Below are 26,073 nucleotides of genomic sequence, written 5' to 3' on the forward strand. Positions count from 1 at the left end.
AGCTTTGCAAGGATTCGTGGGCTCTTCATACATAAGATTGAGGCGGATCAAATTTCATGTCCGCGCAGGTCCCCAACTCCATCCTGTACCCGGACGGGCAAGGCGGCTAATTTGGCGCCATGATCGTTCTTGGAATCGAAACGAGCTGCGACGAGACGGCCGCCGCAATCGTCACCGACGCGCGCGAGATCCGCGCCGACGTCGTGCTGTCGCAGCTGGACGACCACACGCCCTATGGCGGCGTCGTCCCGGAAATTGCCGCCCGCGCCCATCTGGAACATCTGGACGGGCTGATCCGCCGCGCCATGGCCGAGGCGGGGATCGGCTTCGGCGACCTCGACGCGGTGGCGGCGACCGGCGGGCCGGGGCTGATCGGCGGCGTCATCGTCGGCGTGATGACCGCCAAGGCCATCGCCGCGGCGCGCAACCTGCCCTTCGTCGCCGTCAACCATCTGGAAGGCCACGCGCTGACCGCACGGCTGACCGACGACGTCGCCTTTCCCTATCTGCTGCTGCTGGTGTCGGGCGGGCATTGCCAGCTTCTGGCGGTGGAGGGGGTCGGGCGTTACCGCCGGCTCGGCACCACCATCGACGATGCGGTCGGCGAGGCGTTCGACAAGACCGCCAAGCTGCTGGGGCTGGGTTATCCCGGCGGACCGCTGGTGGAAAAGGCGGCGGCGCGCGCCACCAACCCAGGGCGGTTCGAACTGCCGCGGCCGATGCTGGGGCGTCCGGGCTGCGATTTCTCCTTCTCCGGGCTGAAGACCGCGGTGCGGCGGCATGTGGAGGAGTTGGGCGCGCCGCTTTCGGATGCCGACCGCGACGATCTCGCCGCCGCCTTCCAGGCGACGGTGGCGGAGGTGCTGGCCGACCGCTGCGCCCGCGCCATCCGCCGCTTCAAGGAGGACCATCCGCAGGGCGGCGCCCTGGTGGTCGCCGGCGGCGTCGCTGCCAACAAGGCGATCCGCAGCCGGCTGTCGACGTTGGCGGAGAAGCAGCGCATGCAGTTCGTGGCGCCGCCGCTGCGCCTGTGCACCGACAATGCGGCGATGATCGCCTGGGCCGGGATCGAGCGCTTCCGGCTGGGCGAGAGCGACCCGCTGAACTTCGCCCCCCGTCCGCGCTGGCCGCTGGACCCCACCGCCGCGCCGGTGATCGGGCGCGCCGGAGTCGGTGCGGGGGTGAAGGCGTGATGGACTTCGTAAGCGTGAGTGACCTGCCATGAGTGCCGTGCCCCCCACCCCCCTCAACCGCATCGGTGTCGTCGGCGGCGGCGCCTGGGGGACGGCGCTGGCCTTGGCGGCGTTGCGGGCCGGGCGCGAGACGCTGCTGTGGGCGCGTGAGCCGGCGGTGGTGGAGGCGATGAGCATCCGCCGCGAGAACCGCGATTACCTGCCCGGCGTGCCGCTGCCCGACGCGCTGCGGGTCACCGGCGATCTGGCCGATCTCGGCGAATGCGACGCGGTGCTGCTGGTGTCGCCGGCCCAGCATGCGCGCAGCGTCACCGCAGGCATGGCGCCGCGGCTGAAGCCGGGGGCACCGGTCGTCGTCTGCGCCAAGGGGATCGAGCTGGACAGCCACGCGCTTATGAGCGAGGCGGTCGGCGCCGCGCTGCCGGCCGGCAACCCGGTGGCGATCCTGTCCGGCCCGACCTTCGCGGCGGAGGTCGCGCGCGGGCTGCCGACGGCGGTGACGCTGGCCTGCGCCGACGAGGCGCTGGGCACTGCGCTGGTCGCGGCGCTGGGCAGCCGCACCTTCCGGCCCTACCGCTCGGACGACGTCGTCGGCTCGCAGATCGGCGGGGCGGTGAAGAATGTGCTGGCCATCGCCTGCGGCGTGGTCGAGGGGCGGCGGCTGGGCGACAACGCGCGCGCCGCGCTGATCACCCGCGGGTTGGCGGAGATCACCCGGCTGGCGCTGGCGCTCGGCGGCCGGGCGGAGACGCTGATGGGGCTGTCGGGGCTGGGCGACCTGACGCTGACCTGCTCCAGCCTGCAGTCGCGCAACATGTCGCTGGGGGCGGCGCTGGGCGAGGGCAAGGCGCTGGCGGAGATCCTGGCGGCGCGGCGGTCGGTGGCGGAGGGCGTCTATACCGCCGCCGCGGTGGTCGGGCTGGCGGCGAAGCTGGGCGTCGACATGCCGATCTGCGCCGCCGTGGATGCCATCCTGAACCGCGGCGCCGGGCTGGACGAGACCATCGACGGGCTGCTGTCCCGGCCCTTCCGCGGTGAAGGCGTTTAGGGGCGTTTAGGAAACGGCTTTCTCGGTCCAGCCGGCGGCGCGCACCGAGGGCGCGTGGGTGCGGCTGACCGGGACCAGCAGGCCGTTGGTCAGGCGCAGCGACAGCTTGCCGTCCGGCTTGCGCTCCACCGCCGCGACCGCGGAGGCGGCGACCCAGTAGGAGCGGTGGACCTGCCGGCCGTCGATGCCCGCCAGTTCCGCCACCGCGTCGCGCATCCGCATCAGGATCAGGTCGCTTCCAAGGGCGGTGTGGACGCGGACGTAATGGTCCTCCATCTCCAGCGCCAGCAGGTCGCGCCCCAGCTTCGCCGGAATGCGGTCGAGGAAGGGGGCGGGGCGCGTGGCGGACGGTTCGCCGGCGGGAAGCGGTTGCGGCGGGGCGGGCGGCGCGTTGCCGACGACTCCGTGCTCGCGCAGTTCCAGCCACACCGGCAGGGCCGACACCAGCGTGGTGATGACCAGCACATAACCGTACAGCTCGGCCAGCCCGGCGGGGGTGAAGAAATCCTGGCCGCGCAGCCGGCTTTCCAGCAGGGCGACCACCAGGGTCTGCAGGACGCTGACGGTCAGATAGGCCGCAGCCAGCATCAGCGGCCATGTGCGCTCCAGGTTCGGCAGCACGCGGCGGGCGACCAGAATCACCAGTTCGAACATCGACCAGCCGGTGGCGATCAGCCCGCCCCAGTAGGCAAGCCGGACGGCGAAGCCCATGTCACGGAAGGTGCCGAACGGTCCCAGCAGAGCTAATGCTAGGATGGAGGCCGCCAGCAACGGCAGGCGGCGGCGCAGCACGCGCCGGCCATAGGGAACGGGCGGCGACTGCCAGGGGAGGGCGGGGGATGAGGTTTCGGCGTTGGGTGGCGCGTTGGTCTGCAAGGATGGTCGCCCCAGGAACGGTGACAGTGGCTCTGCTGGCACTGGCCGCCGCTGGTCCGGCCGCCGCGGGGGAGCTTCGCGCAACCGTCCGCAACGTCAAGCCCAATCAAGGCAAGGTGATGGTCGCGCTGTTCGACAGTGCGGAGGCGCAGAAGGCGAAGGCGCCGCGCGCCGGCTATTTCGTCGCCGCGCTGGGGCCGGAGCTGCAGGTGGTCTTCCCCGACCTGCCGGCCGGCCGCTATGGGCTGATCGCCTTCCAGGATTTGGACAACAACGGCGAGCTTGCAACCGGCCTGTTCGGCATCCCCGCCGAACCGCACGGCTTCAGCCGCTCCGCCCGCGGCAGCTTCGGCCCGCCCGGCTTCGACGATTACGCGGTGGCCGTCGGGGCGTCGGGCGTGGCGACGACGGAGATCAAGCTGGTGGAGTGAGGACGCCTCACCCGCGCGGGCAGCCCTCCTGACGCCAGCGGGCGAGATAGTCCTCCAGGCCGCGGCCGGGGATCTCGTCGAAGCGGCGCTCCAGCGCCATCAGAGTCTGCATGCGGTCGATGCGGAAGCTGCGGAACTCCTCGCGCAGCTCGCACCAGGCGCCCAGCGTCCAGACGCGGCCCCAGAAGAACAGGCCCAGCGGCTGGACCGCGCGGGCGGAATGGGTGCCGTCCTCGCGCCGGTAATCGAACAGCACGACCCGTTTGGCATTGATGGCGCAGCGCAGCACGTCCATCCGCTCGCGCAGGGGGGCGGGGAAGGAGAAGTCGGGGACGAAGACGCGGCTGTCGGCCAGTTCGCGCCGCCGCGCCTCCGGCACCACCGCCTCCACCTTGTCGAGCGCGCGGGCGGCGGCATCGGCCAAGCCGCCGCCGACCCAGGCACGGGCGAGGCGGGCGCCGACCACCAGCGCCTCCACCTCGTCCTGGGTGAACATCAGCGGCGGCAGGTCGTAGCCGTCGCGCAGCAGGTAACCGACGCCGGCCTCGCCCTCCACCGGCACGCCGGAGGAGGCGAGGTCGCGCATGTCGCGGTAGACGGTGCGCTCCGACACCTCCAGGCAGCGCGCCAGTTCGGCAGCCGTCACCAGCCGCCCCTTGCGGAGATGCTGGACGATCTGGAACAGGCGGTCGGCGCGGCGCATGGCGGCGGCTCCGGTCAGACGTGTCAGTGCATCGAATAGAGGCCGACGCGGTTGCCCTCGCTGTCGATGAACTGGGCGAAATAGCCGATTTCGGGGGTGATGAGCGTCTTCGGCACGACGATGGTGGCGCCGGCCTGCTCGGCACGGGCCAGCGGGGCGGACAGGTCGTCGCCGCCGTTCAGATAGACGGTGGTGCCGTCGGCGCTGGGCTTGCACGCCTCGTGCTGGATCAGGCAGCCCTTGACGGCGGTGCCCTCGGCCGGGAAGACCGCCATGGTCATGCCGCTGGGGCAGGGCTCCTGCACCATCTTGAGGGCGAAGACGGCCTCGTAGAAGCCGACCGCGCGGGCGAGGTCGGTGACCGGAATCTCGAACCAGGTGACGACGTGCGGGATGTTCATCGGATTGGCTCCTGACAGAGGGGAAGGGGATGTTCGTGGTTCGTGCCGGCACGCCCCCTTGATAGCACACCCCCTCCTGACAGCGTGATGTCAGGAGCAATCAGCGCCTTCAATGAAAATTGCGGCCCTTGGGAAATGGTCCTGCTGCGGGCCGGTCCTCCCCGGTCAGTTCGGCCAGCCGGTGGGTCAGGTCGATCAGCGATTCCACCCGCAGATGCATGACTCCCTCCTGGTTCTGCACCCGGCCGGTGGCGGCCATCAGCCGGGCGGTCATGATCGGGCGGCGGAAGGTCTCGAAGGCGTCGGGCATGACGACAAGGTTGGCCACTCCGGTCTCGTCCTCCAGCGTGATGAAGACGACGCCCTCGGCGCTACCCGGACGCTGGCGGACCAGGACGAGGCCGGCGGTGGTCAGGCGGCGGCCGTTGCGCGTCCCGGCCAGCCGCTCCGCCGGGGTGACGCCGGGCAGGCCGTCGCGCAGCAGGGCCAGCGGGTGGGCCTTCAGCGACAAGGACAGGCTGGTGTAGTCCATCACCACATGCTCCCCCAACGCCATGGCCGGCAGCGGCGCCTCTGGTTCCTCGGCGATCGGGCCGTCGAGGCGGGCGAACAGCGGCAGCGGCCGGTCGCCCAGCGCCCGCACCGCCCACAGCGCCGCCCGGCGGTCCAGCCCGACGGAGCGGAAGGCGTCGGCCTTCGCGAGCTTTTCCAGAGCCATGACCGGCAGGCGGGCGCGGCGCCACAAATCGTAGGGGTCGCGGTAGCCGCCGGCGCGGGAGAGGACGATCGACTCGGCGTGCGACTCGGCGAAGCCCTTGATGAGGCGGAGGCCGAGGCGGAGGGACGAAGAGCCTTCCACCGCGCAATCCCATCCCGACACATTCACATCCGGCGGCAGCACCGTCACGCCGTGCTCGCGGGCGTCGCGGACGATCTGGGCCGGGGCGTAGAAGCCCATCGGCTGGCTGTTCAGCAGGGCGGCGGCGAAGATGGCGGGGTGGTGGCGCTTGATCCAGGCGGAGACATAGACAAGCAGTGCGAAGCTGGCGGCGTGGCTTTCCGGGAAGCCGTATTCGCCGAATCCTTCGATCTGCTGGAAACAGCGCTCGGCGAAGGCGGGGTCGCAGCCCCTGGCGGTCATGCCGGTGATGAACTTGTCGTGGAACAGGTGGACCTGCCCGGTCTTGCGGAAGGCGGCCATGGCGCGGCGCAGCCGGTCGGCCTCCTCGGCGCTGAAGCCGGCGCCGACCATGGCGATCTTCATCGCCTGTTCCTGGAACAGCGGCACGCCCAGCGTCTTATGCAGCACCGGCTCCAGCGCCGGCATCGGATAGGTGATGTCCTCCGCCCCGCTGCGGCGGCGCAGGTAGGGATGGACCATGCCGCCCTGGATCGGGCCGGGGCGGACGATGGCGACCTCGATCACCAGATCGTAGAACTCCCGCGGGCGCAGCCGGGGCAGCATACTCATCTGCGCGCGGCTTTCGACCTGGAAAACGCCCAGGCTGTCGGCGCGGCAGAGCATGTCGTAGACCGCCGGGTCTTCCTTGGGCAGGCTGTCGAGCGTCCAGCGGTGCCCGTGCACCTGCTCGATCAGGTCGAAGGCCTTGCGCACGCAGGTCAGCATGCCCAGCGCCAGGATGTCGACCTTCAGGATGCCCAGCGCGTCGATGTCGTCCTTGTCCCACTCGATGGTGGTGCGGTCCTCCATCGCCGCGTTGGCGACCGGGCAGAGGTCGGATAGCGGGCCGCGGGTGATGACGAAGCCGCCGACATGCTGCGACAGGTGGCGGGGGAAGCCCATCAGTTCCTGAGCCAGTTCCAGCGTGCGCCTGAGCCTGGGGTCGTCGGGATCGACGCCGAGCGAGCGGGCGCGCTCCTCGTCGACGCCGTCGCGGCTCCAGCCCCAGATCGACCCGGTCAGCCGCGCCACCAGATCGGCCGACAGCCCCATCGCCTTGCCGACCTCGCGCAGGGCGCCGCGGGCGCGGTAGCGGATGACCGTGGCGGTCAAGCCGGCGCGGTGGCGGCCGTACTTCTTATAGATGTACTGGATCACCTCCTCGCGCCGCTCATGCTCGAAATCGACGTCGATGTCCGGCGGCTCGTTGCGGGCGGCGGAGATGAAGCGTTCGAACAGCAGGTCGAAGCGGGCGGGATCGACCGCGGTGATGCCCAGGCAATAGCAGACGGCGGAGTTGGCGGCACTGCCGCGCCCCTGGCAGAGGATGCCCTGGCCCTTCGCGAATCGGACGATGTCGTGGACGGTCAGGAAATAGGGGGCGTAGCGCAGTTCCCCGATCAGGGCCAGCTCATGCTCGACGGCGGCGCGGACCTTGTCGGGGACGCCGTCCGGATATTTGGTGGCCGCCCCTTCCCAGGTCAGGGTGACCAGCGTGTCCTGCGGGTCGCGGCCCTCCGCCACCTCGTCGGGGTATTCGTAGCGCAGCTCGTCCAACGAGAAGCGGCAGGCCTCGGCGATCTCCAGGGTGCGGGCGACGGCGTCGGGGTGGTCGCGGAACAGGCGGACCATCTCGACGGCCGGCTTCAGGTGGCGTTCGGCATTGGCGGACAGCCGCCAGCCGGCCTCGTCGATGGTGGTGTGGTGGCGGATGCAGGTCATCACGTCGGCCAGCGCCCGCCGCCCGGCGCCGTGATAGAGCACGTCGTTGGTGGCGACCAGCGGCACCCCTTCCGCCTCCGCCAGCCCGGCCAGCCAGCGCAGCCGCCGGGCATCGTCGCCCTGGTAGCGGTGGCTCGCCGCCAGATAGAGCTGCCCGCGCGCCAGCCCGCCGCGCCAGGCGCGCAGTTCGCGCAGGAACGACTCGTCGCGTTGGTTGGGACCGAGCAGCAGGAACAGCATGCCCTCGGCATGGGTCAGCACGTCGGCGCGGGCGATGAAGCATTCGCCCTTCGGCGCCCGCATCTTGCCCAGCGTCAGCAGCCGTGACAGCCGGGCGTAGGCGGCGCGGTCGGTCGGGTAGGCCAGCAGGCTGTCGGCGTCGGTCAGGTCGAGCCGGCAGCCGATCAGCGCCCGGATGCCCGCCTTCTTCGCCGCCGCATGCATCTGCACCACGCCGGCCAGCGAGTTGCGATCCGTCACCCCCATCGCCGCCAGCCCCAGCGCCGCCGCCGTCATCGCCAGCTCGTCAGGGTGCGAGGCCCCCTCCAGAAAGCTGAAGTTGGTGGCGACCTGCAACTCTGCGTAACGGATCATGGCAAGGCTCCCCGGCGCTGGCGGATGGGTGCGCGCGGGGATGATAGTCCGGAAATGGGATTGGTGTCATTATTGTGGCAGGGGAGGGTTAGGGTGGAGCGCCCGCGACAGCCACGCCCTTACCCCAGATAGGACTCCACGCCCATGACGGAGAAGCCCTTGTTCTCCGGGAAGCGGGCGTTGACCTTTTCGCGGGCCTTCTTCTCGTCCAGCGCCCAGACCAGGAAGCGCCGGCCGCGTTTCCAGCTGTCCAGCGCGGTGGGGGTGAGGCCGGCGTTGACGCGGGAGGCGTATTCGATGTTGACCACCCGCAGCAGCCAGCCCTGGTCCTTCTGGGTGCGGCGGTCGTCCAGCACATAGATGCGGCGGTCGGCGGCGCCGGCGGCCTTCAGGCGCTGTTCGAGATCCTCGCAGCCCAGCTCGGCCATCGCCTTGCGGCGCTTGGCCTCGCGCAGGTCGCGGGCCTGCTGCAGCGTGACGCGGGCGATCTTCTTGATCCGCTCCACCTGCGCCTGCTTGCGCGACACGGCGGTGGCGATCCGCTCCTCCGAGGTCTTCAGGCGGCGCAGAGCCAGCAGCAGCGACACCGCCAGCGAGGCGAGGCCGACCAGACCGGCGAAGACGTAGGGCATGGTGTCCATGGCGCGTCCTCGTCTCAGCTGGCTTTGGCGACGGGCGTGTCGGCGGACAGGAACTCCTGCATCCGCGTCACCGCATAGCCGAAGGCGGGCGGATAGCGCCGTTCGATTTCCGTCCGCGCTTCCGCCATCGAGCGCGCCCACACCTCGATCATTTGCGGCTGCGCCCAGCTGGGGTCGACCAGCGCGTGCTGGCTCTGCTGGGCGGCGCCGGTGCCGACATATTTGTTCACGACCATGGCGACGTAGCAGGGGCTCCCCTGGACCTCCTCCCCGATCAGGCGGACCAGCCGCTCGCCGGACTGGCGCGCATCCTCGATCTGGCGTTCCATCACCTTGCGGCGGCGCAGCACATCCTCGACCGCGCCGTCCAGTTCCTTCAGCTCGCGGATGCGGTCGCCGCGGCGGGCTTCGAACTTCGTCTCCATCTTGGCGCGGCGGGCGATGACGTCGCGCACCCCCTCCGACCCGTGGCGGCGCTCGATCGCGCGCTCACCCGTCACGATGACGAGCTTGCCGATGCCGAACCCCAGCCCCGACAACCCGAAGGCGGTGATCAGCGCGTTGCTAAAGTCCTGCCACATATGCGAACCCCTGATCGGGAATGCCATCCGGGTGGATGCTTCTGATCCTAAGGATTACCCCCTAGCTTGCCACGGTTCAATCGCGGTGCTGTAACGATATTTCACATGAAACATGCCGGTGGAGGTGGCGGCGGCCTCATCCCTCCGCCCGTTCCACCCGGTTGCGGCCGGCCTGCTTGGCGGCCTGCAGCGCATGCTCGGCGCGGTGCAGGGTCTGTTCGACGCCGGGTTCATTGGGCAGCCAGCCGGCGACGCCGATGCTGGCGGTGATCGGGATCGCCCGCTCCTCCACCGGGATCGGGCTGTCGGCCAGAGCGGCGCGCACCCGCTCCGCCACCACCGCGCTGCCGGCCCCGTCGGTTTCCGGCAGCAGCACGACGAACTCCGCCCCGCCGGAGCGGGCGATATGGTCGGAGATGCGCAGCGCCGCCCGCACCCGCTTCACCACAGCGCGCAGGACGGCATCGCCGACGGTGTCGCCATGGGCGTCGTTGACCGCCTTGAAGCCGTCGAGGTCGAGCAGGAAGACGCCGAGATGCCGGCCATAGCGGCGCGCCCGCGCCAGCTCCGCCGCCGCCAGTTCCAGGAAGCGGCGGCGGTTCCACACGCCGGTCAGCGGGTCCAGCGTCGCCATGCGGTTCAGACGGACGGTCGCCTCCTCCAGCGCGCGGCTGCGCTCGGCGAGCCGGCGTTCCAGATCCGCCAGTTCGGCATAGGCCCGCAGCGCCGTGACCACGCTGGTGAACAGGCGGCGGGCGGTCAGTTCCGTCTTCGCGGTATAGCCGTCGATCTCATAGGCAAGGACCAGATCCTCCTCCGGCACGCGGGCCGGCTGGCCGGTGCGCAGGACGATGCGGACGGCGCGGTTGCCCAGATCCTGGCGGATGCGGCGGACCAGCTGCAGGCCGGCATCCTCGGTCTCCATCACCACGTCGAGCAGGATGACGGCGATGTCCGGGGTGTCGCGCAGGATCCGCTCCGCCTCCGCCGCGCTGGTGCAGTCGAGCAGGCGGACGGGACGGTCGCGGAAGCGCAGCCGGGCGAGCGCCAGCCGGGTGACGGCATGCACCTCCGGCTCGTCGTCGGCGACCAGCACCAGCCAGGGCGGAGCGACGGGATCGGCGGCACCCGCCGCGGCGGAGGCGTCCCGCGGGTCGGGAGACTCGTCCGAGGCGAACAGGAGATCATTGGACATGGCTGCCGGCTCGGAACTGTCCACGCTACACGCAAGGATAGAACCACGCCGTTGCCGTCGATGCAACGGTGCCGAGTGCCGCGCCCGCCCTATATCGTTTCGAACCATGTGCGGCGGATTTGGCCCTGAATCCGGCGGCGCATTTGTTGGGGGATCGCTTGGGGCCGGTGGCGCGTTTCGCCATTCGGGGCTTGCGCGGCGACGCCAAGCCACCTTAGGCATGGCCGTGCATACGAAACGATCGGAGCGGACCGGGTATGGAAGCAAGCATGGACGGGCGGGAGCATGCGGCAAAGCTGCGCGCGCTCGCGCTGGGGGCGCTGGGTGTCGTCTATGGCGACATCGGCACCAGCCCGCTCTACACGCTGCGCGAATGCCTGACCGAGGGCGGCGGCTTCCCGCTGACGCCCGAGGTCATCCTGGGCGTGCTGTCGCTGATCTTCTGGGCGCTGATCATCACGGTGACGGTGAAATACGTCGTCTTCATCATGCGCGCCGACAACCAGGGCGAGGGCGGCATCCTGGCGCTGACCGCGCTGGCCCTGCGCGGCATGCGGCCGGGACACCGGCGCACCGGCATGGTGATGGCGATCGGCGTGATGGGCGCCTCGCTGTTCTACGGCGACAGCCTGATCACGCCTGCGATCTCCGTGCTGAGCGCGGTGGAGGGGCTGCATGTCGTGGCGCCGGCGCTGGACGCCTATGTCATCCCGATCACGCTGACCATCCTGATCGGGCTGTTCGTCCTGCAGCGCTTCGGCACCGAGAGGGTCGGCAAGCTGTTCGGGCCGGTGATGCTGGTGTGGTTCGCGACGCTGGCGGCGCTGGGTCTCGGGCAGATCGTCCGCTATCCCGGCGTGCTGGGTGCAGTATGGCCCGGCCATGCGGTGGAGATGCTGTTCAACCACGGCTGGCACGGCTTCCTGCTGCTGGGCGCCGTGGTGCTGGCGGTGACGGGAGCGGAGGCGCTCTATGCCGACATGGGCCATTTCGGCCGCAAGCCGATCCGCGGCGCCTGGTACGTCATCGTGCTGCCGTCGCTGCTGCTGTGCTATTTCGGCCAGGGCGCCCTTCTGCTGCACGAACCGGAGGCGATCGAGAACCCCTTCTTCCATCTGGCGCCGGACTGGGCGCAGGTGCCGCTTCTGCTGCTGGCGACCGCCGCCACCATCATCGCCGGGCAGGCGGTGATCTCCGGCGCCTATTCGGTGACGCTGCAGGCGATGCATCTGCGCTATCTGCCGCGGATGGAGGTGATGCACACCTCGGAGCACGAGAAGGGCCAGATCTACATGCCGCAGCTGACCTGGCTGCTGCTGGCCGGGGTCATCGTGCTGGTGCTGAGCTTCCAGACCTCCAGCAACCTCGCCGCCGCCTACGGCATCGCGGTGACCGGCACGATGGTGGCGACCACGCTGCTGGCCTACAAGGTGGCGCGCTCGCTCGGCCGCTGGAAGCTGTGGCAGGCGGTGCTGGCGCTGGTGGTGTTCCTGTCGGTCGATCTCGCCTTTTTCCTGTCCAACCTGATCAAGGTGGAGGAGGGCGGCTGGTTCCCGCTGGTGGTCGGCGGGATGGTCTTCCTGCTGATGGCGACGTGGCGGCGCGGGCGCGAGGTGGTGCGCAAGCGGCTGGCCGAGGACGCGCTGCCCTTCGACATGCTGCTGGAGCGGCTGAAGGGCGGGTCGGTGCAGCGGGTGCAGGGCACCGCCGTCTTCCTGACCGGCAACCCGCGCGGCCTGCCGCCGGGGCTGCTGCACAGCCTGAAGCACTACAAGGTGCTGCACCAGCGGGTCGTGCTGCTGACCGTCGACATCGAGGACGTGCCCCATGTGCCGGACGACCAGCGCTTCGAGCTGAAGGCGCTGTCCGCCGGCTTCTTCCGGCTGATCGTCCATTTCGGCTTCAAGGACGAGCCCGACATCCCGCTGGCGCTGGAAACCCGGCGCATTCCAGGATTGCCGTTCGAGCCGATGGAGACGACCTATTTCGTCAGCCGCGAGACGCTGATCCGCACCCACGGCAAATCCGGCCTGCCGCGCTGGCAGGAACCGCTGTTCATCTTCCTGTCGAAGCTGTCGTCCAGCGCGTCGGAGTATTTCTGCATCCCGCCCAACCGGGTGGTCGAGCTGGGCATGCAGTTGGAGATTTAGGGCAGAGTGGCGGTCAGACTTTGCCGGCCAGATTTTACCGGTGAGGCGGCGGGCGGGGGCAGATTGTGCCGCCCCCGCCCGAAGACCGCCCGCCTCATGCCGCTACCAGACTATCGAGACCGGCGGCTTGTAGGCGGAGGCGGCGAACATCTGCCGCACCGCCAGTTCCAGCTTGATCTGCGCCTCCGACTTCTTGACGAAGGACAGGTCGATGTCGCCCAGGGACTTCACCACGCAGCCGGAGCGGCTGAGATTGCGGAGCGCCGCCTGGGACGCCTGCTGTTTTTCCTCGGGGATGGCGGTGACGGTGGCCGATCCCTCCGGCGGCCGGACGACGTAGAGGTCGAATTTCGGCATGGGCACTCTCCGTTCTGACGAAAGGTCGAGTGCCCATCGCAAGGGCCGGGCCAACTCCTATGCGGAGGTCAGCGCCGCGAAATCACCGCCGGACCATCGGCGCCAGATCCTTGCGGATGCCGGCGTCCAGGCGGGCGTTCAGGTCCTCCATCATCCGGCGGGTGATGTCGAGGAAGGTGGCCTCGCGGTCGGCCAGCGAGATGTTCTCCGCCACGGTGGTGGAGTGGGTGACGGTGGAGCGGGTCACGCCGCGGAAACCGCCGTTGCCGGTGTCCGGCACTTCGCCGGTGATCTCCACCTCGATCCGGCCGTCATAGCGCTGGGCTTGGTCGTTGGTGAAATAGCCGGTGAGGCCCTTCTTGGTGGGCAACGGCACCTCGACGATGCTGGCATCGCGGATGGTGACGCGCACGCGGCCACCCCCGCCGGCCGCCTGCAGCCGCTCCGCCGCCCAGCGCCGCACCGCTTCCACCGGCGGAACGGCGGAGCGGTTCTCCACATGCTTGCCGCCGACAGGCCGATAGGCGTCGACCACGTCGATGGTGCCGGCATTCAGCACGATCGGCCCGAAATTGGAGAAATCGACCGGCCGCGGCGCCGGCCGCGGCGGCGCGCTCTGGCAAGCGGCAAGCAGGAGGGTGGCCATTCCGGCGGCAAGGGCAAAGCGGCGCGACAGCATGGGGGCTCCGGGTGAGGGAGGGTGGTTGGAAGACTGCGCCGCACTATAGCCGGCAAGGCGGAGGGGTGCATCACGCCTATTCCGGCGAATTCCCATATGGAATGCGTCGACCTTGCGAGGGGGTCAGGACAGGTCGCCGAGCAGGGCCGGCAGGTCGCGGGCGCCATGAAGAATGCGGACGATCAACGGCGGCCGGCGTTCGGCATTGTAGACGATGATGTAGGGAAAGCCGGTCAGGCTGACGAAGCGATAGGAGGGCTCGGCCAGTTCAGGGCGGGGCGTTCCGACCAACGGATGAGTGCCGATGCGATTTGCCGTCCGGGCGACGGTATCGCGCAAGGCGCGGGCAGCGCCGGGATTGTCCCGGGCGATCCAGCGGATTGCCTCCAGCAGGTCGCGACGCGCCGCCGGCGACAGCAACGCGGCGGTCATTGATCGCGGGAGTGGGGGCCGGATTCGATGATTGCGTCCGCTTCGGCCAGGACGTCGTCGATGGCGATGCTGCCGTCGCGGTCGGCTTCGGCCTCGGCCTGGAGCAGCATGGTGTTGAAGCTCTGCCGCCGCTCTTCGGCTTCCTGCAGCAGCCGCAGGCCGGAACGCACCACTTCGCTCACATTGTTGTAGCGTCCGCCTTCGACACAGTCGCGGGCGAACCGTTCCAACTCCGGAGTCAGATGCACGTTGGTCGCCATCGCCGTCATTCCCCTGAGGGTCCTATGTCAATAATTGACATAGAGTATGGGTGAGGCGGGCAGGGAGCGCAAGCGGAGGACCGGCGCCCGAAGGCACCGGCCCCCTCGCATCGATTAGGCGCCGTAGACGCGGTCGAGGTCCGCGTCGGTGAAGTGGTAGTCGGTCGAGCAGAACTGGCAGGTCACCTCGACCCGGCCGTCGTCGATCTTCAGTTCCTGCACCTCTTCGCGGGGCAGGCTGCGCAGCATGTTTTCCACCCGCTCGCGCGAGCAGCGGCAGCCGAAGCGGAGCGCATGGCCGTCATAGATGCGCACGCCGTCCTCGTGGAACAGGCGGTAGAGCAGGTCGGACGCGGCGAGGTCGGTCGACAGCAGCTCGTCGCCGGTGACGCTGGCCATCAGCACCATGGCGCGGCGCCAGTCGTCTTCCTTGTCGGACGCGACCAGACCCTGCTCCTGCGGCAGGCGCTGGATCATGATGCCGCCGGTGCGCCACTGGCCCGGCGTGCCGTCCGGCTTCACCTCGCGGTCGACCGAGACGGTCAGGCCGGTGTCGATCTGCTCCGACTGGCGGAAGTAATGCTGGACGCAGTCGGTCAGCGTCTTGCCGTACAGCTCGACGATGCCCTGGTAACGGTCAGTGTCCTGACCCTGGTCAACCGTGAAGGCGATGTAGCCCTTGCCGAGCAGGGCCGCGGCCGGGGCGATATCGACGTCCCGCTCGGCCTTGGCCAGCGCTTCCGGATCGAACTGGGCATAGGCGCGCACGTCGCCGACCGAGGTGACGTCGGCCACCATCAGGCGGATCGGTCCGTCGCCCTTGGTCTGCAGCGTGAAGATGCCCTCGTACTTCAGCATGCTGGCGAGCAGCACGGCCAGCGTCGCCGTCTCCGCCAGGAAGCGGGCGACGGTGGGCGGATAGTCGTGGCGGGTCAGGATCTCGTCGATCGCCGGCCCCAGCTTGACGACGCGGCCGCGCAGGCGCGACGCCTCGATCTGGAACGGCAGGACGAAATCATCGGTGAGCGGGCGGACGGACGGATCGTCCATAGGGCGCATTCCTTAAGACAGAGACCGGTTATGCAGGCGTAGGGCCGAAGATCGGGGCGAACGGGAGCCGAATCAAGATCGGCAGGGCACCCATGCATGGGGGTGGCCTGTGGTGTGGGGGCGTTAGACCCCCACCCTAACCCTCCCCCGCTGGGCGGGGGAGGGAAATGGACCTTTGTCGGCGTTCGGCGGCAGTCCCTCCCCCGCCCAGCGGGGGAGGTTAGGTGGGGGTCTAACTCGCCCCCTTAGTCCAGCACGCCCATGCACCAGCCGAGGATGGCCTTCTGGGCGTGCAGGCGGTTTTCCGCCTCGTCCCAGACCACCGAATGGCGGCCGTCGATCACGCCGTCGGTCACTTCCTCGTTCCGGTGGGCCGGCAGGCAGTGCATGAACAGCGCGTCCGGATGGGCGTGCGCCATCAGCGCCTCGTTCACCTGATAGGGGGAGAGGATCGCCGCGCGCTCGTCCACGTCGGTGTTGTGCATCGAGGCCCAGGCGTCGGTGATGACGCACTCCACCCCGCGCACCGCCTCTTCCGGCGATTCGGTAACGACCAGACGGCCGGTGCCCTCGCGCTCCGCCCAGGCCAGCAGTTCCGGCGACGGGCCGTAGACGGTCGGGCAGGCCAGACGCAGCTCGAAGCCGAAGCGCACGGCGGCATGCGCCCAACTGACCGCGACATTGTTGCAGTCGCCGATCCAGGCGACGGTCCGGCCGTTGATCGGGCCGCGATGCTCCTCGAAGGTCATCAGGTCGGCCATGATCTGGCAGGGGTGGGTCTGGTCGGTCAGGCCGTTGATGATGGGCACGCTGGCATGGGCCGCCAGCTCATGCACCCGCTCCTCGCCGGTGGTGCGGACCATCACCGCGTCGACGAAGCGCGACAGCACGCGGGCGGTGTCGCCGATGGTCTCGCCGCGGCCGAGCTGCATGTCGTCGGGCTTCAGCACGACGACGCTGCCGCCGAACTGCTGCATGCCGACCTCGAACGACACGCGGGTGCGGGTCGAGGGCTTTTCGAAGATCAGCGCCAGCGAGCGGCCGGCCAGCAGGGTGGAATGGGCCAGCCGGTCCTTCTTCAGGTCGGCCTTGATGCGGACGGCATGGTCGAGCAGGCGGCGCAGGGTGGCGCCGTCCAACCGGTCGATGTCGAGAAAATGCCGAACCTTCTTATTGTCGCCGCTCATCCCACGCACTCCTGCGCCGTCCGGTCGAGGATCGCGACGGCTTCATTCACTTCCGAATCGCCGATGTTCAGGGGCGGCAGCAGCCGCACCACATTGTCGCCGGCCGGAACCGACAGCAGGCCGTTGGCGCGCAGCTTCGCCACCACCTCGCCGACCGGCTGGCCCAGCTTCAGGCCCAGCATCAGGCCCTGGCCGCGCAGTTCCAGGAACAGCGACGGATGCTTGGCGACCAACTCTTCCAGGCGGCCGCGCAGAGAGGCCGAGGTCTGCTGGACGTTGTCCAGGAATCCCGGCGCCAGCACGACGTCCAGCACGGCGTTGCCGACGGCGGTGGCCAGCGGGTTGCCGCCATAGGTCGAGCCATGGGTGCCGGCGGTCATGCCCGAGGCCGCACGCTCCGTCGCAAGGCAGGCGCCGAGCGGGAAGCCGCCGCCGATGCCCTTGGCGACGCACATGACGTCCGGCGTGATGCCGGCCCATTCATGGGCGAACAGCTTGCCGGTGCGGCCCATGCCGCACTGGATCTCGTCCAGGAACAGCAGCAGGCCATGCTCGTCGCACAGCGCGCGCAGGCCGCGCAGGAACTCCACCGAGCCGGCGCGGATGCCGCCCTCGCCCTGGATCGGCTCGACACAGATGCCGCCGGTCGCGGGCGTGATAGCGGCGCGCACGGCGTCGAGGTCGCCGAACGGCACCTGATCGAAGCCGTCCAGCAGCGGGTCGAAACCGTGCACCAGCTTCTCCTGCTTGGCGGCCGAGATGGCGCCCAGCGTGCGGCCGTGGAAGGCCTGCTCGAAGGTGATGATGCGGTTCTTCTGCGGGTTGCCGGAATCATAGTGGTACTTGCGGACGGCCTTGGCGCCGCATTCCCACGCTTCCGCACCCGAATTCGTGAAGAACACGGTGTCGGCGAAGGTCGCCTCGGTCAGGCGCTTGCCAAGGCTTTCCTGCCCGGCGACCCGGAACAGGTTGGAGGTGTGCCACAGCTTCTTCGCCTGTTCGGTCAGCTTTTCGACCAGATAGGGATGCGCGTGACCCAGCGCGTTCACCGCGACGCCGGCGGCGAAGTCGAGGAATCGTCGCCCGTCGGTCGCGTAGAGATACGGACCTTCACCGCGCTCGAACACGATGTCGGCGCGGGCGTATGTGGGCATAACGACGGGGATCACGGCGTTGGACTCCAAAAATGGAAAATCCGGCGGCCATGCCTGACCGCCGGGAACGGCAAATATCCGGAGATTGATGGGTTCTGTCAACGGATAGGGGTGGAAAAGCGCGGCGATTGCCGCGTCTTTACGCCTTGAGCTTGTAGCCGGTCTTGAACATGCGCCATGCGAGCCACCACAGGCCGGCATTCACCCCCAGCATCACCGCGACGCCCAGCCAGCGCGCCCCGTCGGACACCCCGATGAAGCCGTAGCGGAAGCCGTCGATCATGTAGAAGAAGGGGTCGAAATGGGCGACCCACCAGAAGACCGGCGGCAGGGTGTCGACCGAATAGAAGGTGCCGGACAGGAAGGACAGCGGCGTCACCACGAAGTTGGTGACCGCGGCGATGTTGTCGAACTTCTCCGACCAGACGCCGCCGACCAGACCCAGCAGCGACAGCAGCATCGACGCCATCACCGCGTGGAACAGCACGAAGCCCGGATGCGGCATGTGCATCGGGATCACCGCCCAGATGGCGAGCCCCGTCACCAAGCCGACCACGACGCCGCGGGTGATTCCGCCGAAGACGAAGCCGCTGACCAGCTCCATCGGCGACAGCGGCGGCATCAGGATGTCGACGATGTTGCCCTGGACCTTGGCGATGACGACGGAGGAGGAGGTGTTGGCGAAGGCGTTCTGCACCATCGCCATCATGATCAGGCCGGGCGCCAGGAATTGCAGATAGGGCGTCTCCCCCACCATCCGCACCGCCGACCCGAGCGACAGGGCGAACACCGCGTAATAGAGCAGGGTCGTCACCACCGGCGCCCAGACGGTCTGCTGGTGGACCTTGACGAAGCGCCGTACCTCGCGTGCGTAGAGCGTCCACAGGCCGATCCAGTTGACGGAACCGACATTGCGCGGCATGGGAGGAAGGGGAAGGGTCATCGCGTCGAGATCTGCCTGTTGGGCCGCCTGCTGGGCAGCCTGTTGGGAACCGGCCGGTACAAGGCCACGGACTGTACGTGCGGCCTGTCCATCCGGCAACCGCCGCCGCCGAAGGGACTGCCATGAACACCGACGACAAGCGTTCCGCTTCTGCGGCGCGAAAGCCGCCGAAGCGGGTCACGCCGCAGTATCTGGAGAATGCGGCACTGCATTACCTGGAGCGCTTCGCCAGTTCGACCGCCAACCTGCGCCGTGTGCTGATGCGCAAGGTCGACCTGTCGGCCAAGGCCCACGGCACCGACCGCGAGGAGGGCGCCCGCTGGATCGACGAGCTGCTGGCCCGCTATGTCCGCAGCGGCCTGCTGAACGACGAGACCTATGCCCGCATGCGGACGGAGAGCCTGCACCGCCGCGGCGCCTCCACCCGGCTGATCGCCCAGAAGCTGGCCGGCAAGGGCATCGGCCGCGACGACGCCGACAAGGCGCTGGACAGCCTGCGCGAGGATGTCGGGCCCGATCTGGACCTGACTGCGGCGCTGGCGCTGGCGAAGCGGCGGCGGTTGGGGCCGTACCGGCGGCCGGAACAGCGCGAGGCGCACCGCGACAAGGACATGGCGGCGCTGGGGCGGGCAGGGTTCGGATACGAGATCGCCCGGCGGGTGGTGGATGCGGAGGACCCGGACGAGGTGCTGGGGGAGTGAGAAGAGGTTCTATTGGCCTCAGTTAGACCCCCAGAAACGACGAAACGCGCGGCACCCTTTCGGATGTCGCGCGCCGCTCTCTTACCGGGAGTCGGAATCGTCCTGTACGCGTCCTAATTCTTGTCGGCGGAGCGGCAAGCGCCCCGCCTCAGCACACCAAACGCGCCCCAGATGCCGGGGAAGCGATCAGGCCGCGGCCTGCTGCTTCTCCTGGGCCTTGGCGATCCGGCGCTTGATGCGACGGGCGTCGAGGCTCAGGACGGCGTCCTTCGCATCGAGCAGGAAGGCGTCGAGGCCGCCCTTGTGCTCGATCGAGCGGATCGCGTTCACCGAGAGGCGCAGACGCACCAGCTGCCCCAGGCTGTCGCTGAGCAGCGACGTTTCCTGGAGGTTCGGCTGGAAGCGGCGGCGATTCTTGTTGTTGGCGTGGCTGACGTTGTTGCCAAACTGCGTGCCCTTGCCGGTCACGGAGCACCGACGTGCCATCGGACTGATCCTTTATTTTAGCAAATGAAACCCGGTAACGGACGGCCTGCCGCCCGAAGGAGGCCGCTATATAGTCGAACAAAAGCGCCGTCGTCAAGCCTGTCTTCAAGCCGGGATCCGCGATGAAACCATCAAAAGCCGAGTCGTCGCGGAACGGTGGAGAGTCGAAGCGCGGCGGCCTCTTCGATCTGGCGAAGAGACGCGCCGCGCCAATCTTGCCGTGATCGGTGTCAGTTCACGGTGGGGGAGGTCTTCGACGCCGGCTTGGCGGCAACCGGCTTGGCGGCGCGGCGCGGCGCCGGCTTGGCCGCGGCCTTCACCTCGGCGGCGACGGCGGCGGCCGGAGCGGCCTGCTCGGCCTTCACCGTTTCGACCAGTTCCTTCACCGGAACCTCGGCCGGCTTGGCGGCGGCGGTGGCGGCGACCGGAGCGGTTTCGGCAGCCTGGGCCGGAACCGGGGCGGGGGCTTCGGTCTTTGCCTCAACCTTGGGCGCCTCAACCTTGGGCGCCTCGACCTTCGGGGCGGCGACCGCCACCGGCTTCGGCGCCTCGACCTTCGGCGCCGGCGCAGCCACGGGGGCGGCAACCGGAGCGGCATCGGCGGCCGGAGCCGGCAGGGTGGTGATCTCGGCGGCGATCTTGCTGGAGACGTCCAGGAAGCCCTGCACGCTCTCGGTCACGCGGGCCTGGGTGGTGGACAGCCAATCGCGCTGCAGCGCCGCCAGATCGGCGGGGGTGCGGGCCTTGCCCAGCCCGGCGGCCAGGCGGCTGGCGTCGTTCACCGACGCGGTCACGCCGTCGAACCAGCGGCGGTAGCCGTCCTGGACCAGGGTGGCGACGCGGGCGGACTTGGCCGCGGTGGTCTGGGCGTTGGTCTTGAACAGGGTCAGGACGTTGGCGGGGGTCGGCTGAGCGGTCATGGCGTTGTCTCCCGTAGGTGATGGCACGTTGGCGGAAACGGAAAGGCCGCTCCGGCGTAACCCCAGGAGACCGCGGGCACCCCGGCCCAAGCGATGCGCAGCGAATCGACAAAGGCCGAATCGACACACGTCGCCCCTTTCCCGCCCGGCGCAGAATAGCCCTACGGTTGGTGCGGTGCAACGGATTTGTTGCGGTGCAGCATAAGCTGAACGGATTATGCGCCGCTGGACCCCGATGGGGCTGGTTTGCCGAGGAAGCGTCCCAGAAGGGTATGGGCGGCGGCGGCCGGGATGGTGGTGCCGGCGGTCACCTCCGCCTCGAGTCGCGCCAGATCGGCGCGCACGGCGGGGTGGGCGCGGAAACGGTCGATCAGCGTTTCGCGGATCTCGCTCCACAGCCAGGCACGGGCCTGCTCCGCCCGGCGGGTGGCGCGGGCGCCGTTGGCCTCGGTCAGCGCCTTGTGCTCGCCGATGGTCTGCCACACCGTGTCGATGCCCGTCTTCCGGAAGGCGGAGCAGCTGAGCACCGGCACGCGCCAGTCGCCGTGACGCAGCAGGGCCAGCGCGTGGCGGTAATCGGCGACGGTGTGGCGGGCGGTGGCGGCGAGGTCGCCGTCGGCCTTGTTGACGACGACGAGGTCGGCCAGCTCGACGATGCCCTTCTTGATGCCCTGCAGCTCGTCGCCGCCGGCAGGCAGCAGCAGCAGCATGAACAGGTCGACCATGTCGGCGACCGCGGTTTCCGACTGGCCGACGCCGACCGTCTCCACCACGATCACGTCGAAGCCGGCGGCCTCGCAGATCAGCATCGCCTCGCGCGTACGGCGCGCCACGCCGCCCAGCGTCGCACCCGCCGGGGAGGGGCGGATGAAGGCGTTGGGGTCGCGCGACAGATCGACCATCCGGGTCTTGTCGCCCAGGATCGAGCCGCCGGTGCGCTGCGACGACGGATCGACCGCCAGCACCGCGACCTTGTGCCCCAGCCCGATGACATGCAGCCCGAACGCCTCGATGAAGGTCGATTTCCCCACCCCCGGCACGCCGGAGATGCCGAGTCGCACCGAATTACCGGTGTGGGGCAGCAGCGCCGCCAGGAGCGCCTCGGCGGTGGCGCGATGGTCGGCGCGCGTCGATTCGATCAGCGTGATCGCGCGGGCCAGCGCCCGCCGGTCCCCCGACCGGACGGCCCCCGCGAGTTGGGTCGCGAGGTGGGCGGCGTCTTGCGGGGCAGTGTCGGTCATGGCGTCGGCGTCGGCTGCTGCGAGGGGAGGGCTACCCTAACCGTGGAGCGGCCTGGGATAAAGCCTTTGGCGGGGTGGCGGCTTGTCCCACGGCGGGAGGGTGCGGGTTTGGGGAACAAGATTGACACGGATGTCACGGATGTAAGCACGGATGACACGGATGCCGTTTGAAATGGTGTTCGCCGGCTTGGGCAAGCATCGTCATGGCCACTTGACTATCGAGCTTGGTCAGTCGCCCACTTCGGCATTGGGCATCCTGTTTCGCAAGCTCAAGAACATCCGTGACATCCGTGTCTTCATTCGTGACCTCCGTGTCAATCTTATCTGCACCTTCTGCACCCTCAGGATCACGCCCGCTTCACGTCCGCACCGCCGGCGACTCGACCGCCTCCAGGTTCAGCGCGGCGGCGAGCAGGGCGCGGGTGTACTCCTCGCGCGGGTCTTCGAAGATGCGCTGGGTCGGGCCCTGTTCGACCACCTTGCCGTCCTTCATCACCATGACGTGGCTGGACAGCGCCCGCACCACCCGCAGATCGTGGCTGATGAACAGGTAGGCGAGGTTGTGGCGGGCCTGGATGTCGCGCAGCAGATCGACGATCTGCGCCTGCACCGACATGTCGAGCGCCGAGGTCGGCTCGTCCAGCACGACGAATTTCGGCTTCAGCACCAGGGCGCGGGCGATGGCGATGCGCTGGCGCTGGCCGCCGGAGAACTCGTGCGGATAGCGGTTGCGGGCCTCGGGCGGCAGGCCGACCTCCTCCAGCGCGCGGGAGACCATCGCCTCGCGTTCCTTGGCATCGCCGATGCCGTGGATGCCCAGCCCCTCGCCGATGATCTGGCCGACCGACAGGCGGGGCGACAGGCTGCCATAGGGGTCCTGGAAGACGATCTGCATCTCGCGCCGCAGGCCCCGCAGGCGCTTGGGCTGCCAGCCCTGGATGTCGGTGCCGTCGAAGCGGATGGCGCCCTCGCTGGCGTGCAGGCGTAGAAGAGCGAGGCCCAGCGTGGTCTTGCCCGATCCCGATTCGCCGACGACGCCAACGGTGTGGCCACGGCGGACCGCGACGTCGACGCCGTCCACCGCCTTGATATGGCCGACGGTGCGGCGCAGCAGCCCCTTCTTGATCGGGAAATAGACCTTCAACCGGTCGGCGGCCATCACCTCCGCCGCGTCGTCGGGCGGGTTCAGCGGGTTGCCGCGCGGCTCGGCCGACAGCAGCTTCTGCGTGTAGGGGTGGCGCGGGCGGATGAAGAGATCGTCGACCTTGGCCTGCTCGACGATCTCGCCCTGGTTCATCACGCAGACGCGGTCGGCCATCTTGCGCACCACGCCGAGATCGTGGGTGATCAGCAGCAGCGCCATGCCGAAGCGGCTCTGCAGATCCTTCAGCAGCGCCAGGATCTGCGCCTGGATGGTGACGTCGAGCGCGGTGGTCGGCTCGTCGGCGATCAGCAGGTCCGGCTCGTTGGCCAGCGCCATGGCGATCATCACGCGCTGGCGCTGGCCGCCCGACAATTCGTGCGGGTAGGCGGTCAGCCGCTTTTCCGGGTCGGGCAGGCCGACGAGGCGCAGCAACTCCAGCGTGCGGGCGCGGGCGGCGCCGGTCGACAGGTGCTTGTGCAGGAACAGGGTCTCGTTGATCTGCCGCTCGATGCTGTGCAGCGGGTTCAGCGAGGTCATCGGCTCCTGAAAGATCATGGCGATGCGGTTGCCGCGCACCTGCCGCAGGGTGCGCTCGTCGGCGCCCAGCAGTTCGGTGTCGCGGAAGCGGATCGAGCCGGCAGGATGGTGCGCCATCGGGTAGGGCAGCAACTGCAGGATCGACAGAGCCGTGACCGACTTGCCGGAGCCCGATTCGCCGACGAGCGCCAGCGTCTCGCCCTTCTGGATGTCGAAGGACACGCCCTTGACGGCCTGTGTCGCACCGGCGCCCGACCGGAAATCGACACGCAGGCCCCGCACGGACAGCAGGTCGGGGTTGGGGGGCATGATGGTCATGTCGGGCTCTTCACGGTCGTCATCGTCACTCCGCCGCCTCCTTGCGTGCGGCGGTCGCCGCGGCGGCCTCGCCCGGCATCGCCGTAGACATCTGGGCGATGGTCTTGCGCGGGTCGAAGGCGTCGCGCACCGCCTCGCCGATGAAGATCAGCAGGCTCAGCATGATCGCCAGCACGAAGAAGGCGGTCAGGCCCAGCCAGGGCGCCTGGAGGTTGGCCTTGCCCTGGGCCAGCAGCTCTCCCAGCGACGGCGAGCCGGGCGGCAGGCCGAATCCGAGGAAATCCAGCGCGGTCAGGGTGGTGATCGAGCCGTTCAGGATGAAGGGCATGAAGGTCAGCGTCGCCACCATGGCGTTGGGCAGCACATGGCGCACCATGATGGTGACGTCGCCGGCGCCCAGCGCCTTGGCGGCGCGCACGTAGTCGAGGTTGCGTGCCCGCAGGAACTCCGCCCGCACCACATGGACCAGCGCGGTCCAGGAGAACAGCAGCAGCAGGCCCAGCAGCCACCAGAAGGTCGGCGTCACCACGCTGGCCAGGATGATGAGGAGGAACAGGGTGGGCAACCCCTGCCAGATCTCGATGAAGCGCTGGAACAGCAGGTCGGTCAGTCCGCCGAAATACCCCTGCACCGCACCGGCCGCCACGCCGATGACCGACGAGAAGGCGGTCAGCACCAGACCGAACAGCACCGAGATGCGGAAGCCGTAGATCAGCCGCGCCACCACGTCGCGCCCCTGGTCGTCGGTGCCCAGCCAGTTGTCGGCGGACGGCGGGGCGGGGGCGGGGACCGGCAAATTGTAGTTGATGGTGCGGTAGCTGTAGGGGATCAGCGGCCAGACCATCCAGCCCTTGGAATTGATCAGGTCGCGGACATAGGGGTCGCGGTAATCGGTCTCCGTCTCGAACTCGCCGCCGAAGGTCGTCTCGGGGTAGGCGTTGAAGACGGGCCAGTAATAGTGATTCTCGTATTCGATCAGCAGCGGCTTGTCGTTGGCGATGAACTCCGCCCCCAGCGAGACGAAGAACAGCACCAGGAAGATCCAGAAGGACCAGAAGCCGCGGCGGTTCGCCTTGAAATTGGCCAGCCGGCGCCGGGTCAGCGGAGTCATCACACCCTCCGCGATTCGAAGTCGATGCGGGGATCGACCATCACATAGGTGATGTCGCCGACCAAGTTCATGATCAGCCCCAGCAGCGTGAAGAAGTAAAGCGTGCCGAACATCACCGGATAGTCGCGGTTGATCGCCGCCTCGAAGCCCAGGAGGCCCAATCCGTCGAGCGAGAAGATCACCTCGATCAGCAGCGCGCCGGTGAACAGGATGCCGATGAAGGCGCCGGGGAAGCCGGCGATGACGATCAGCATGGCGTTGCGGAAGACATGGCCGTACAGCACGCGGTTTTCCGTCAGGCCCTTGGCGCGGGCGGTGATGACGTACTGCTTGCCGATCTCCTCCATGAAGGAGTTCTTGGTCAGCATGGTCAACCCGGCGAAGCCGCCGATCACCATCGACAGCACCGGCAGCGCCATGTGCCAGAAATAGTCGAGCACCTGTTTGTACCAGGGCAGGTCGCCCCAATTGTCCGACACCAGCCCGCGCAAGGGGAACCAGTCGAGATAGCGCCCGCCGGCGAACAGCACGATCAGCAGCACGGCGAACAGGAAGCTGGGAATCGCATAGCCGACGATGACGACGCCGGAGGTCCAGACGTCGAAGGGCTGGCCGTCGCGGACCGCCTTGGCGATGCCCAAGGGGATGGAGACCAGATAGACGATCAGCGTCGTCCAGATGCCGAGCGAGATCGACACCGGCATCTTCTCCAGCACCAGATCGACCACCCGCCGGTCGCGGAAGTAGCTGGTTCCGAAATCGAACACGATGTAGTTCGACATCATGTGGATGAAGCGTTCGTGCAGCGGCTTGTCGAAGCCGAATTCCCTCTCCAGCTGCTTGATGAAGGCGGGATCCAGGCCCTGGGCGCCGCGGTACTTGCTGCCGCTGTCGCCGCCGGCTTGGTTCTGGCGCTGGGCGGTGTTGGCGTCGCCGCCGGCCGAACCGCCGATGCGCGAGGTCGCCTCCACCGCCGTGCCCTGGACACGGGCGATCATCTGCTCGATCGGGCCGCCGGGGGCGATCTGCACGATCAGGAAATTGATCACCATGATCCCGAACAGGGTGGGGATGATCAGCAACAGGCGGCGGATGATGTAAGCCAGCATCGCGGGTG

General features: G+C 68.7%; 26 protein-coding genes. 5 read left to right on the forward strand and 21 right to left on the reverse strand.

The genetic code is table 11. The features are described from left to right. Positions 1–119 precede the first annotated feature (119 nt). Together tsaD and B9N97_RS14705 are read left to right on the forward strand one after the other, a co-directional pair. Positions 120–1,193 (forward strand): tRNA (adenosine(37)-N6)-threonylcarbamoyltransferase complex transferase subunit TsaD, encoded by a 1,074-nt coding sequence (gene tsaD, locus B9N97_RS14700; RefSeq protein ID WP_085087752.1) that lies wholly within the window; start codon positions 120–122, stop codon positions 1,191–1,193. Positions 1,194–1,221: 28 nt separating this feature from the next. Further along, complete coding sequence (locus B9N97_RS14705; protein ID WP_085087754.1) at positions 1,222–2,241, forward strand: NAD(P)H-dependent glycerol-3-phosphate dehydrogenase; 1,020 nt, start codon at positions 1,222–1,224, stop codon at positions 2,239–2,241. Positions 2,242–2,247: 6 nt separating this feature from the next. Here B9N97_RS14705 and B9N97_RS14710 read toward each other — a convergent pair whose 3' ends face one another. Beyond that, positions 2,248–3,117, reverse strand: coding sequence for a LytTR family DNA-binding domain-containing protein (locus B9N97_RS14710; RefSeq protein ID WP_244560721.1), 870 nt, complete (start codon positions 3,115–3,117; stop codon positions 2,248–2,250). A gap of 26 nt (positions 3,118–3,143) precedes the next feature. Between B9N97_RS14710 and B9N97_RS14715 the strand changes: the two genes are divergently transcribed. Then, positions 3,144–3,548 (forward strand): DUF2141 domain-containing protein, encoded by a 405-nt coding sequence (locus B9N97_RS14715; RefSeq protein ID WP_208621223.1) that lies wholly within the window; start codon positions 3,144–3,146, stop codon positions 3,546–3,548. Positions 3,549–3,555: 7 nt separating this feature from the next. On the opposite strand, the gene B9N97_RS14720 is transcribed toward B9N97_RS14715, so the two are convergent. The 6 genes from B9N97_RS14720 to B9N97_RS14745 form a co-directional block, all read right to left on the reverse strand. Beyond that, complete coding sequence (locus tag B9N97_RS14720; RefSeq protein WP_085087760.1) at positions 3,556–4,251, reverse strand: helix-turn-helix transcriptional regulator; 696 nt, start codon at positions 4,249–4,251, stop codon at positions 3,556–3,558. 23 nt (positions 4,252–4,274) lie between these two features. Then, positions 4,275–4,652 carry a VOC family protein gene (locus tag B9N97_RS14725; protein ID WP_085087763.1) on the reverse strand — a complete coding sequence of 126 codons (378 nt, stop codon included), beginning with the start codon at positions 4,650–4,652 and terminating at the stop codon, positions 4,275–4,277. Between the two features lie 109 nt (positions 4,653–4,761). Further along, entirely contained in the window at positions 4,762–7,869 is a 3,108-nt protein-coding gene (locus tag B9N97_RS14730; RefSeq protein ID WP_085087766.1) for an error-prone DNA polymerase, read from the reverse strand. Positions 7,870–7,988: 119 nt separating this feature from the next. Beyond that, entirely contained in the window at positions 7,989–8,510 is a 522-nt protein-coding gene (locus B9N97_RS14735; RefSeq protein WP_085087768.1) for a hypothetical protein, read from the reverse strand. Positions 8,511–8,524: 14 nt separating this feature from the next. Further along, positions 8,525–9,091 (reverse strand): hypothetical protein, encoded by a 567-nt coding sequence (locus tag B9N97_RS14740; protein WP_085087771.1) that lies wholly within the window; start codon positions 9,089–9,091, stop codon positions 8,525–8,527. A 136-nt stretch (positions 9,092–9,227) separates the two neighbouring features. Further along, positions 9,228–10,286, reverse strand: coding sequence for a GGDEF domain-containing response regulator (locus tag B9N97_RS14745; RefSeq protein ID WP_085087775.1), 1,059 nt, complete (start codon positions 10,284–10,286; stop codon positions 9,228–9,230). Between the two features lie 257 nt (positions 10,287–10,543). Between B9N97_RS14745 and B9N97_RS14750 the strand changes: the two genes are divergently transcribed. Beyond that, positions 10,544–12,436, forward strand: coding sequence for a potassium transporter Kup (locus B9N97_RS14750; RefSeq protein WP_085087778.1), 1,893 nt, complete (start codon positions 10,544–10,546; stop codon positions 12,434–12,436). A gap of 102 nt (positions 12,437–12,538) precedes the next feature. On the opposite strand, the gene B9N97_RS14755 is transcribed toward B9N97_RS14750, so the two are convergent. The 8 genes from B9N97_RS14755 to B9N97_RS14790 form a co-directional block, all read right to left on the reverse strand. Beyond that, positions 12,539–12,793: a hypothetical protein gene (locus B9N97_RS14755; protein WP_085087781.1), complete on the reverse strand. Its 255-nt coding sequence runs from the start codon at positions 12,791–12,793 to the stop codon at positions 12,539–12,541. 82 nt (positions 12,794–12,875) lie between these two features. After that, positions 12,876–13,472, reverse strand: coding sequence for a hypothetical protein (locus tag B9N97_RS14760; protein ID WP_085087784.1), 597 nt, complete (start codon positions 13,470–13,472; stop codon positions 12,876–12,878). A gap of 123 nt (positions 13,473–13,595) precedes the next feature. After that, entirely contained in the window at positions 13,596–13,904 is a 309-nt protein-coding gene (locus tag B9N97_RS14765) for a type II toxin-antitoxin system RelE/ParE family toxin (RefSeq protein WP_085087787.1), read from the reverse strand. Continuing rightward, on the reverse strand, positions 13,901–14,164 hold the full coding sequence (locus B9N97_RS14770; RefSeq protein ID WP_085087790.1) for a type II toxin-antitoxin system ParD family antitoxin: 264 nt from the start codon (positions 14,162–14,164) through the stop codon (positions 13,901–13,903). The genes B9N97_RS14765 and B9N97_RS14770 overlap by 4 nt, the downstream gene beginning before the upstream one ends. Before the next feature lie 114 nt (positions 14,165–14,278). Then, positions 14,279–15,214 (reverse strand): Hsp33 family molecular chaperone, encoded by a 936-nt coding sequence (locus B9N97_RS14775; RefSeq protein ID WP_244560722.1) that lies wholly within the window; start codon positions 15,212–15,214, stop codon positions 14,279–14,281. A gap of 245 nt (positions 15,215–15,459) precedes the next feature. Further along, a complete protein-coding gene (gene argF / locus B9N97_RS14780; protein ID WP_085087796.1) occupies positions 15,460–16,401 on the reverse strand; it encodes an ornithine carbamoyltransferase in 942 nt (313 codons plus the stop codon). Beyond that, positions 16,398–17,555 carry an acetylornithine transaminase gene (locus B9N97_RS14785; protein WP_143266855.1) on the reverse strand — a complete coding sequence of 386 codons (1,158 nt, stop codon included), beginning with the start codon at positions 17,553–17,555 and terminating at the stop codon, positions 16,398–16,400. Before B9N97_RS14785 ends, argF begins: the two co-directional genes overlap by 4 nt. 139 nt (positions 17,556–17,694) lie before the next feature. Beyond that, entirely contained in the window at positions 17,695–18,498 is an 804-nt protein-coding gene (locus B9N97_RS14790) for an ABC transporter permease (protein ID WP_085087799.1), read from the reverse strand. Between the two features lie 122 nt (positions 18,499–18,620). On the opposite strand from B9N97_RS14790, the gene B9N97_RS14795 reads away from it, so the two are divergent. Continuing rightward, positions 18,621–19,199, forward strand: a complete 579-nt coding sequence (locus B9N97_RS14795; protein ID WP_085087802.1) for a regulatory protein RecX — start codon at positions 18,621–18,623, stop codon at positions 19,197–19,199. 186 nt (positions 19,200–19,385) lie between these two features. On the opposite strand, the gene rpmB is transcribed toward B9N97_RS14795, so the two are convergent. The 6 genes from rpmB to B9N97_RS14825 all read right to left on the reverse strand — a co-directional run bounded on the left by rpmB (position 19,386) and on the right by B9N97_RS14825 (position 26,065). Further along, positions 19,386–19,685, reverse strand: coding sequence for a 50S ribosomal protein L28 (gene rpmB, locus B9N97_RS14800; protein WP_085087805.1), 300 nt, complete (start codon positions 19,683–19,685; stop codon positions 19,386–19,388). Between the two features lie 230 nt (positions 19,686–19,915). Next, positions 19,916–20,605, reverse strand: a complete 690-nt coding sequence (locus B9N97_RS14805; protein ID WP_085087808.1) for a phasin family protein — start codon at positions 20,603–20,605, stop codon at positions 19,916–19,918. Positions 20,606–20,820: 215 nt separating this feature from the next. Beyond that, positions 20,821–21,846 carry a methylmalonyl Co-A mutase-associated GTPase MeaB gene (gene meaB / locus B9N97_RS14810; protein ID WP_085087811.1) on the reverse strand — a complete coding sequence of 342 codons (1,026 nt, stop codon included), beginning with the start codon at positions 21,844–21,846 and terminating at the stop codon, positions 20,821–20,823. Between the two features lie 358 nt (positions 21,847–22,204). Further along, positions 22,205–23,845: an ABC transporter ATP-binding protein gene (locus B9N97_RS14815; protein ID WP_143266719.1), complete on the reverse strand. Its 1,641-nt coding sequence runs from the start codon at positions 23,843–23,845 to the stop codon at positions 22,205–22,207. Positions 23,846–23,870: 25 nt separating this feature from the next. Then, on the reverse strand, positions 23,871–24,956 hold the full coding sequence (locus B9N97_RS14820) for an ABC transporter permease (protein WP_085087814.1): 1,086 nt from the start codon (positions 24,954–24,956) through the stop codon (positions 23,871–23,873). Next, positions 24,956–26,065 (reverse strand): microcin C ABC transporter permease YejB, encoded by a 1,110-nt coding sequence (locus B9N97_RS14825; protein WP_085087817.1) that lies wholly within the window; start codon positions 26,063–26,065, stop codon positions 24,956–24,958. Before B9N97_RS14825 ends, B9N97_RS14820 begins: the two co-directional genes overlap by 1 nt. Positions 26,066–26,073: the final 8 nt, after the last annotated feature.

Source organism: Azospirillum oryzae (genome assembly GCF_900177515.1).
Classification (GTDB): domain Bacteria; phylum Pseudomonadota; class Alphaproteobacteria; order Azospirillales; family Azospirillaceae; genus Azospirillum; species Azospirillum oryzae_A.

What these genes read in the sequence shown, in the direction of transcription:
- tsaD (WP_085087752.1), top strand. Translation starts at nt 120, where the DNA reads ATGATCGTTCTTGGAATCGAAACGAGCTGCGACGAGACGGCCGCCGCA.
- argF (WP_085087796.1), bottom strand. Translation starts at nt 16,401, where the DNA reads ATGAGCGGCGACAATAAGAAGGTTCGGCATTTTCTCGACATCGACCGG.
- B9N97_RS14755 (WP_085087781.1), bottom strand. Translation starts at nt 12,793, where the DNA reads ATGCCGAAATTCGACCTCTACGTCGTCCGGCCGCCGGAGGGATCGGCC.
- B9N97_RS14720 (WP_085087760.1), bottom strand. Translation starts at nt 4,251, where the DNA reads ATGCGCCGCGCCGACCGCCTGTTCCAGATCGTCCAGCATCTCCGCAAG.
- rpmB (WP_085087805.1), bottom strand. Translation starts at nt 19,685, where the DNA reads ATGGCACGTCGGTGCTCCGTGACCGGCAAGGGCACGCAGTTTGGCAAC.
- B9N97_RS14735 (WP_085087768.1), bottom strand. Translation starts at nt 8,510, where the DNA reads ATGGACACCATGCCCTACGTCTTCGCCGGTCTGGTCGGCCTCGCCTCG.
- B9N97_RS14765 (WP_085087787.1), bottom strand. Translation starts at nt 13,904, where the DNA reads ATGACCGCCGCGTTGCTGTCGCCGGCGGCGCGTCGCGACCTGCTGGAG.
- B9N97_RS14745 (WP_085087775.1), bottom strand. Translation starts at nt 10,286, where the DNA reads ATGTCCAATGATCTCCTGTTCGCCTCGGACGAGTCTCCCGACCCGCGG.
- B9N97_RS14760 (WP_085087784.1), bottom strand. Translation starts at nt 13,472, where the DNA reads ATGCTGTCGCGCCGCTTTGCCCTTGCCGCCGGAATGGCCACCCTCCTG.
- B9N97_RS14705 (WP_085087754.1), top strand. Translation starts at nt 1,222, where the DNA reads ATGAGTGCCGTGCCCCCCACCCCCCTCAACCGCATCGGTGTCGTCGGC.
- B9N97_RS14820 (WP_085087814.1), bottom strand. Translation starts at nt 24,956, where the DNA reads ATGACTCCGCTGACCCGGCGCCGGCTGGCCAATTTCAAGGCGAACCGC.
- B9N97_RS14785 (WP_143266855.1), bottom strand. Translation starts at nt 17,555, where the DNA reads ATGCCCACATACGCCCGCGCCGACATCGTGTTCGAGCGCGGTGAAGGT.
- B9N97_RS14775 (WP_244560722.1), bottom strand. Translation starts at nt 15,214, where the DNA reads ATGGACGATCCGTCCGTCCGCCCGCTCACCGATGATTTCGTCCTGCCG.
- B9N97_RS14805 (WP_085087808.1), bottom strand. Translation starts at nt 20,605, where the DNA reads ATGACCGCTCAGCCGACCCCCGCCAACGTCCTGACCCTGTTCAAGACC.
- B9N97_RS14750 (WP_085087778.1), top strand. Translation starts at nt 10,544, where the DNA reads ATGGAAGCAAGCATGGACGGGCGGGAGCATGCGGCAAAGCTGCGCGCG.
- B9N97_RS14790 (WP_085087799.1), bottom strand. Translation starts at nt 18,498, where the DNA reads ATGACCCTTCCCCTTCCTCCCATGCCGCGCAATGTCGGTTCCGTCAAC.
- B9N97_RS14770 (WP_085087790.1), bottom strand. Translation starts at nt 14,164, where the DNA reads ATGGCGACCAACGTGCATCTGACTCCGGAGTTGGAACGGTTCGCCCGC.
- B9N97_RS14730 (WP_085087766.1), bottom strand. Translation starts at nt 7,869, where the DNA reads ATGATCCGTTACGCAGAGTTGCAGGTCGCCACCAACTTCAGCTTTCTG.
- meaB (WP_085087811.1), bottom strand. Translation starts at nt 21,846, where the DNA reads ATGACCGACACTGCCCCGCAAGACGCCGCCCACCTCGCGACCCAACTC.
- B9N97_RS14815 (WP_143266719.1), bottom strand. Translation starts at nt 23,845, where the DNA reads ATGACCATCATGCCCCCCAACCCCGACCTGCTGTCCGTGCGGGGCCTG.
- B9N97_RS14725 (WP_085087763.1), bottom strand. Translation starts at nt 4,652, where the DNA reads ATGAACATCCCGCACGTCGTCACCTGGTTCGAGATTCCGGTCACCGAC.
- B9N97_RS14825 (WP_085087817.1), bottom strand. Translation starts at nt 26,065, where the DNA reads ATGCTGGCTTACATCATCCGCCGCCTGTTGCTGATCATCCCCACCCTG.
- B9N97_RS14795 (WP_085087802.1), top strand. Translation starts at nt 18,621, where the DNA reads ATGAACACCGACGACAAGCGTTCCGCTTCTGCGGCGCGAAAGCCGCCG.
- B9N97_RS14740 (WP_085087771.1), bottom strand. Translation starts at nt 9,091, where the DNA reads ATGTGGCAGGACTTTAGCAACGCGCTGATCACCGCCTTCGGGTTGTCG.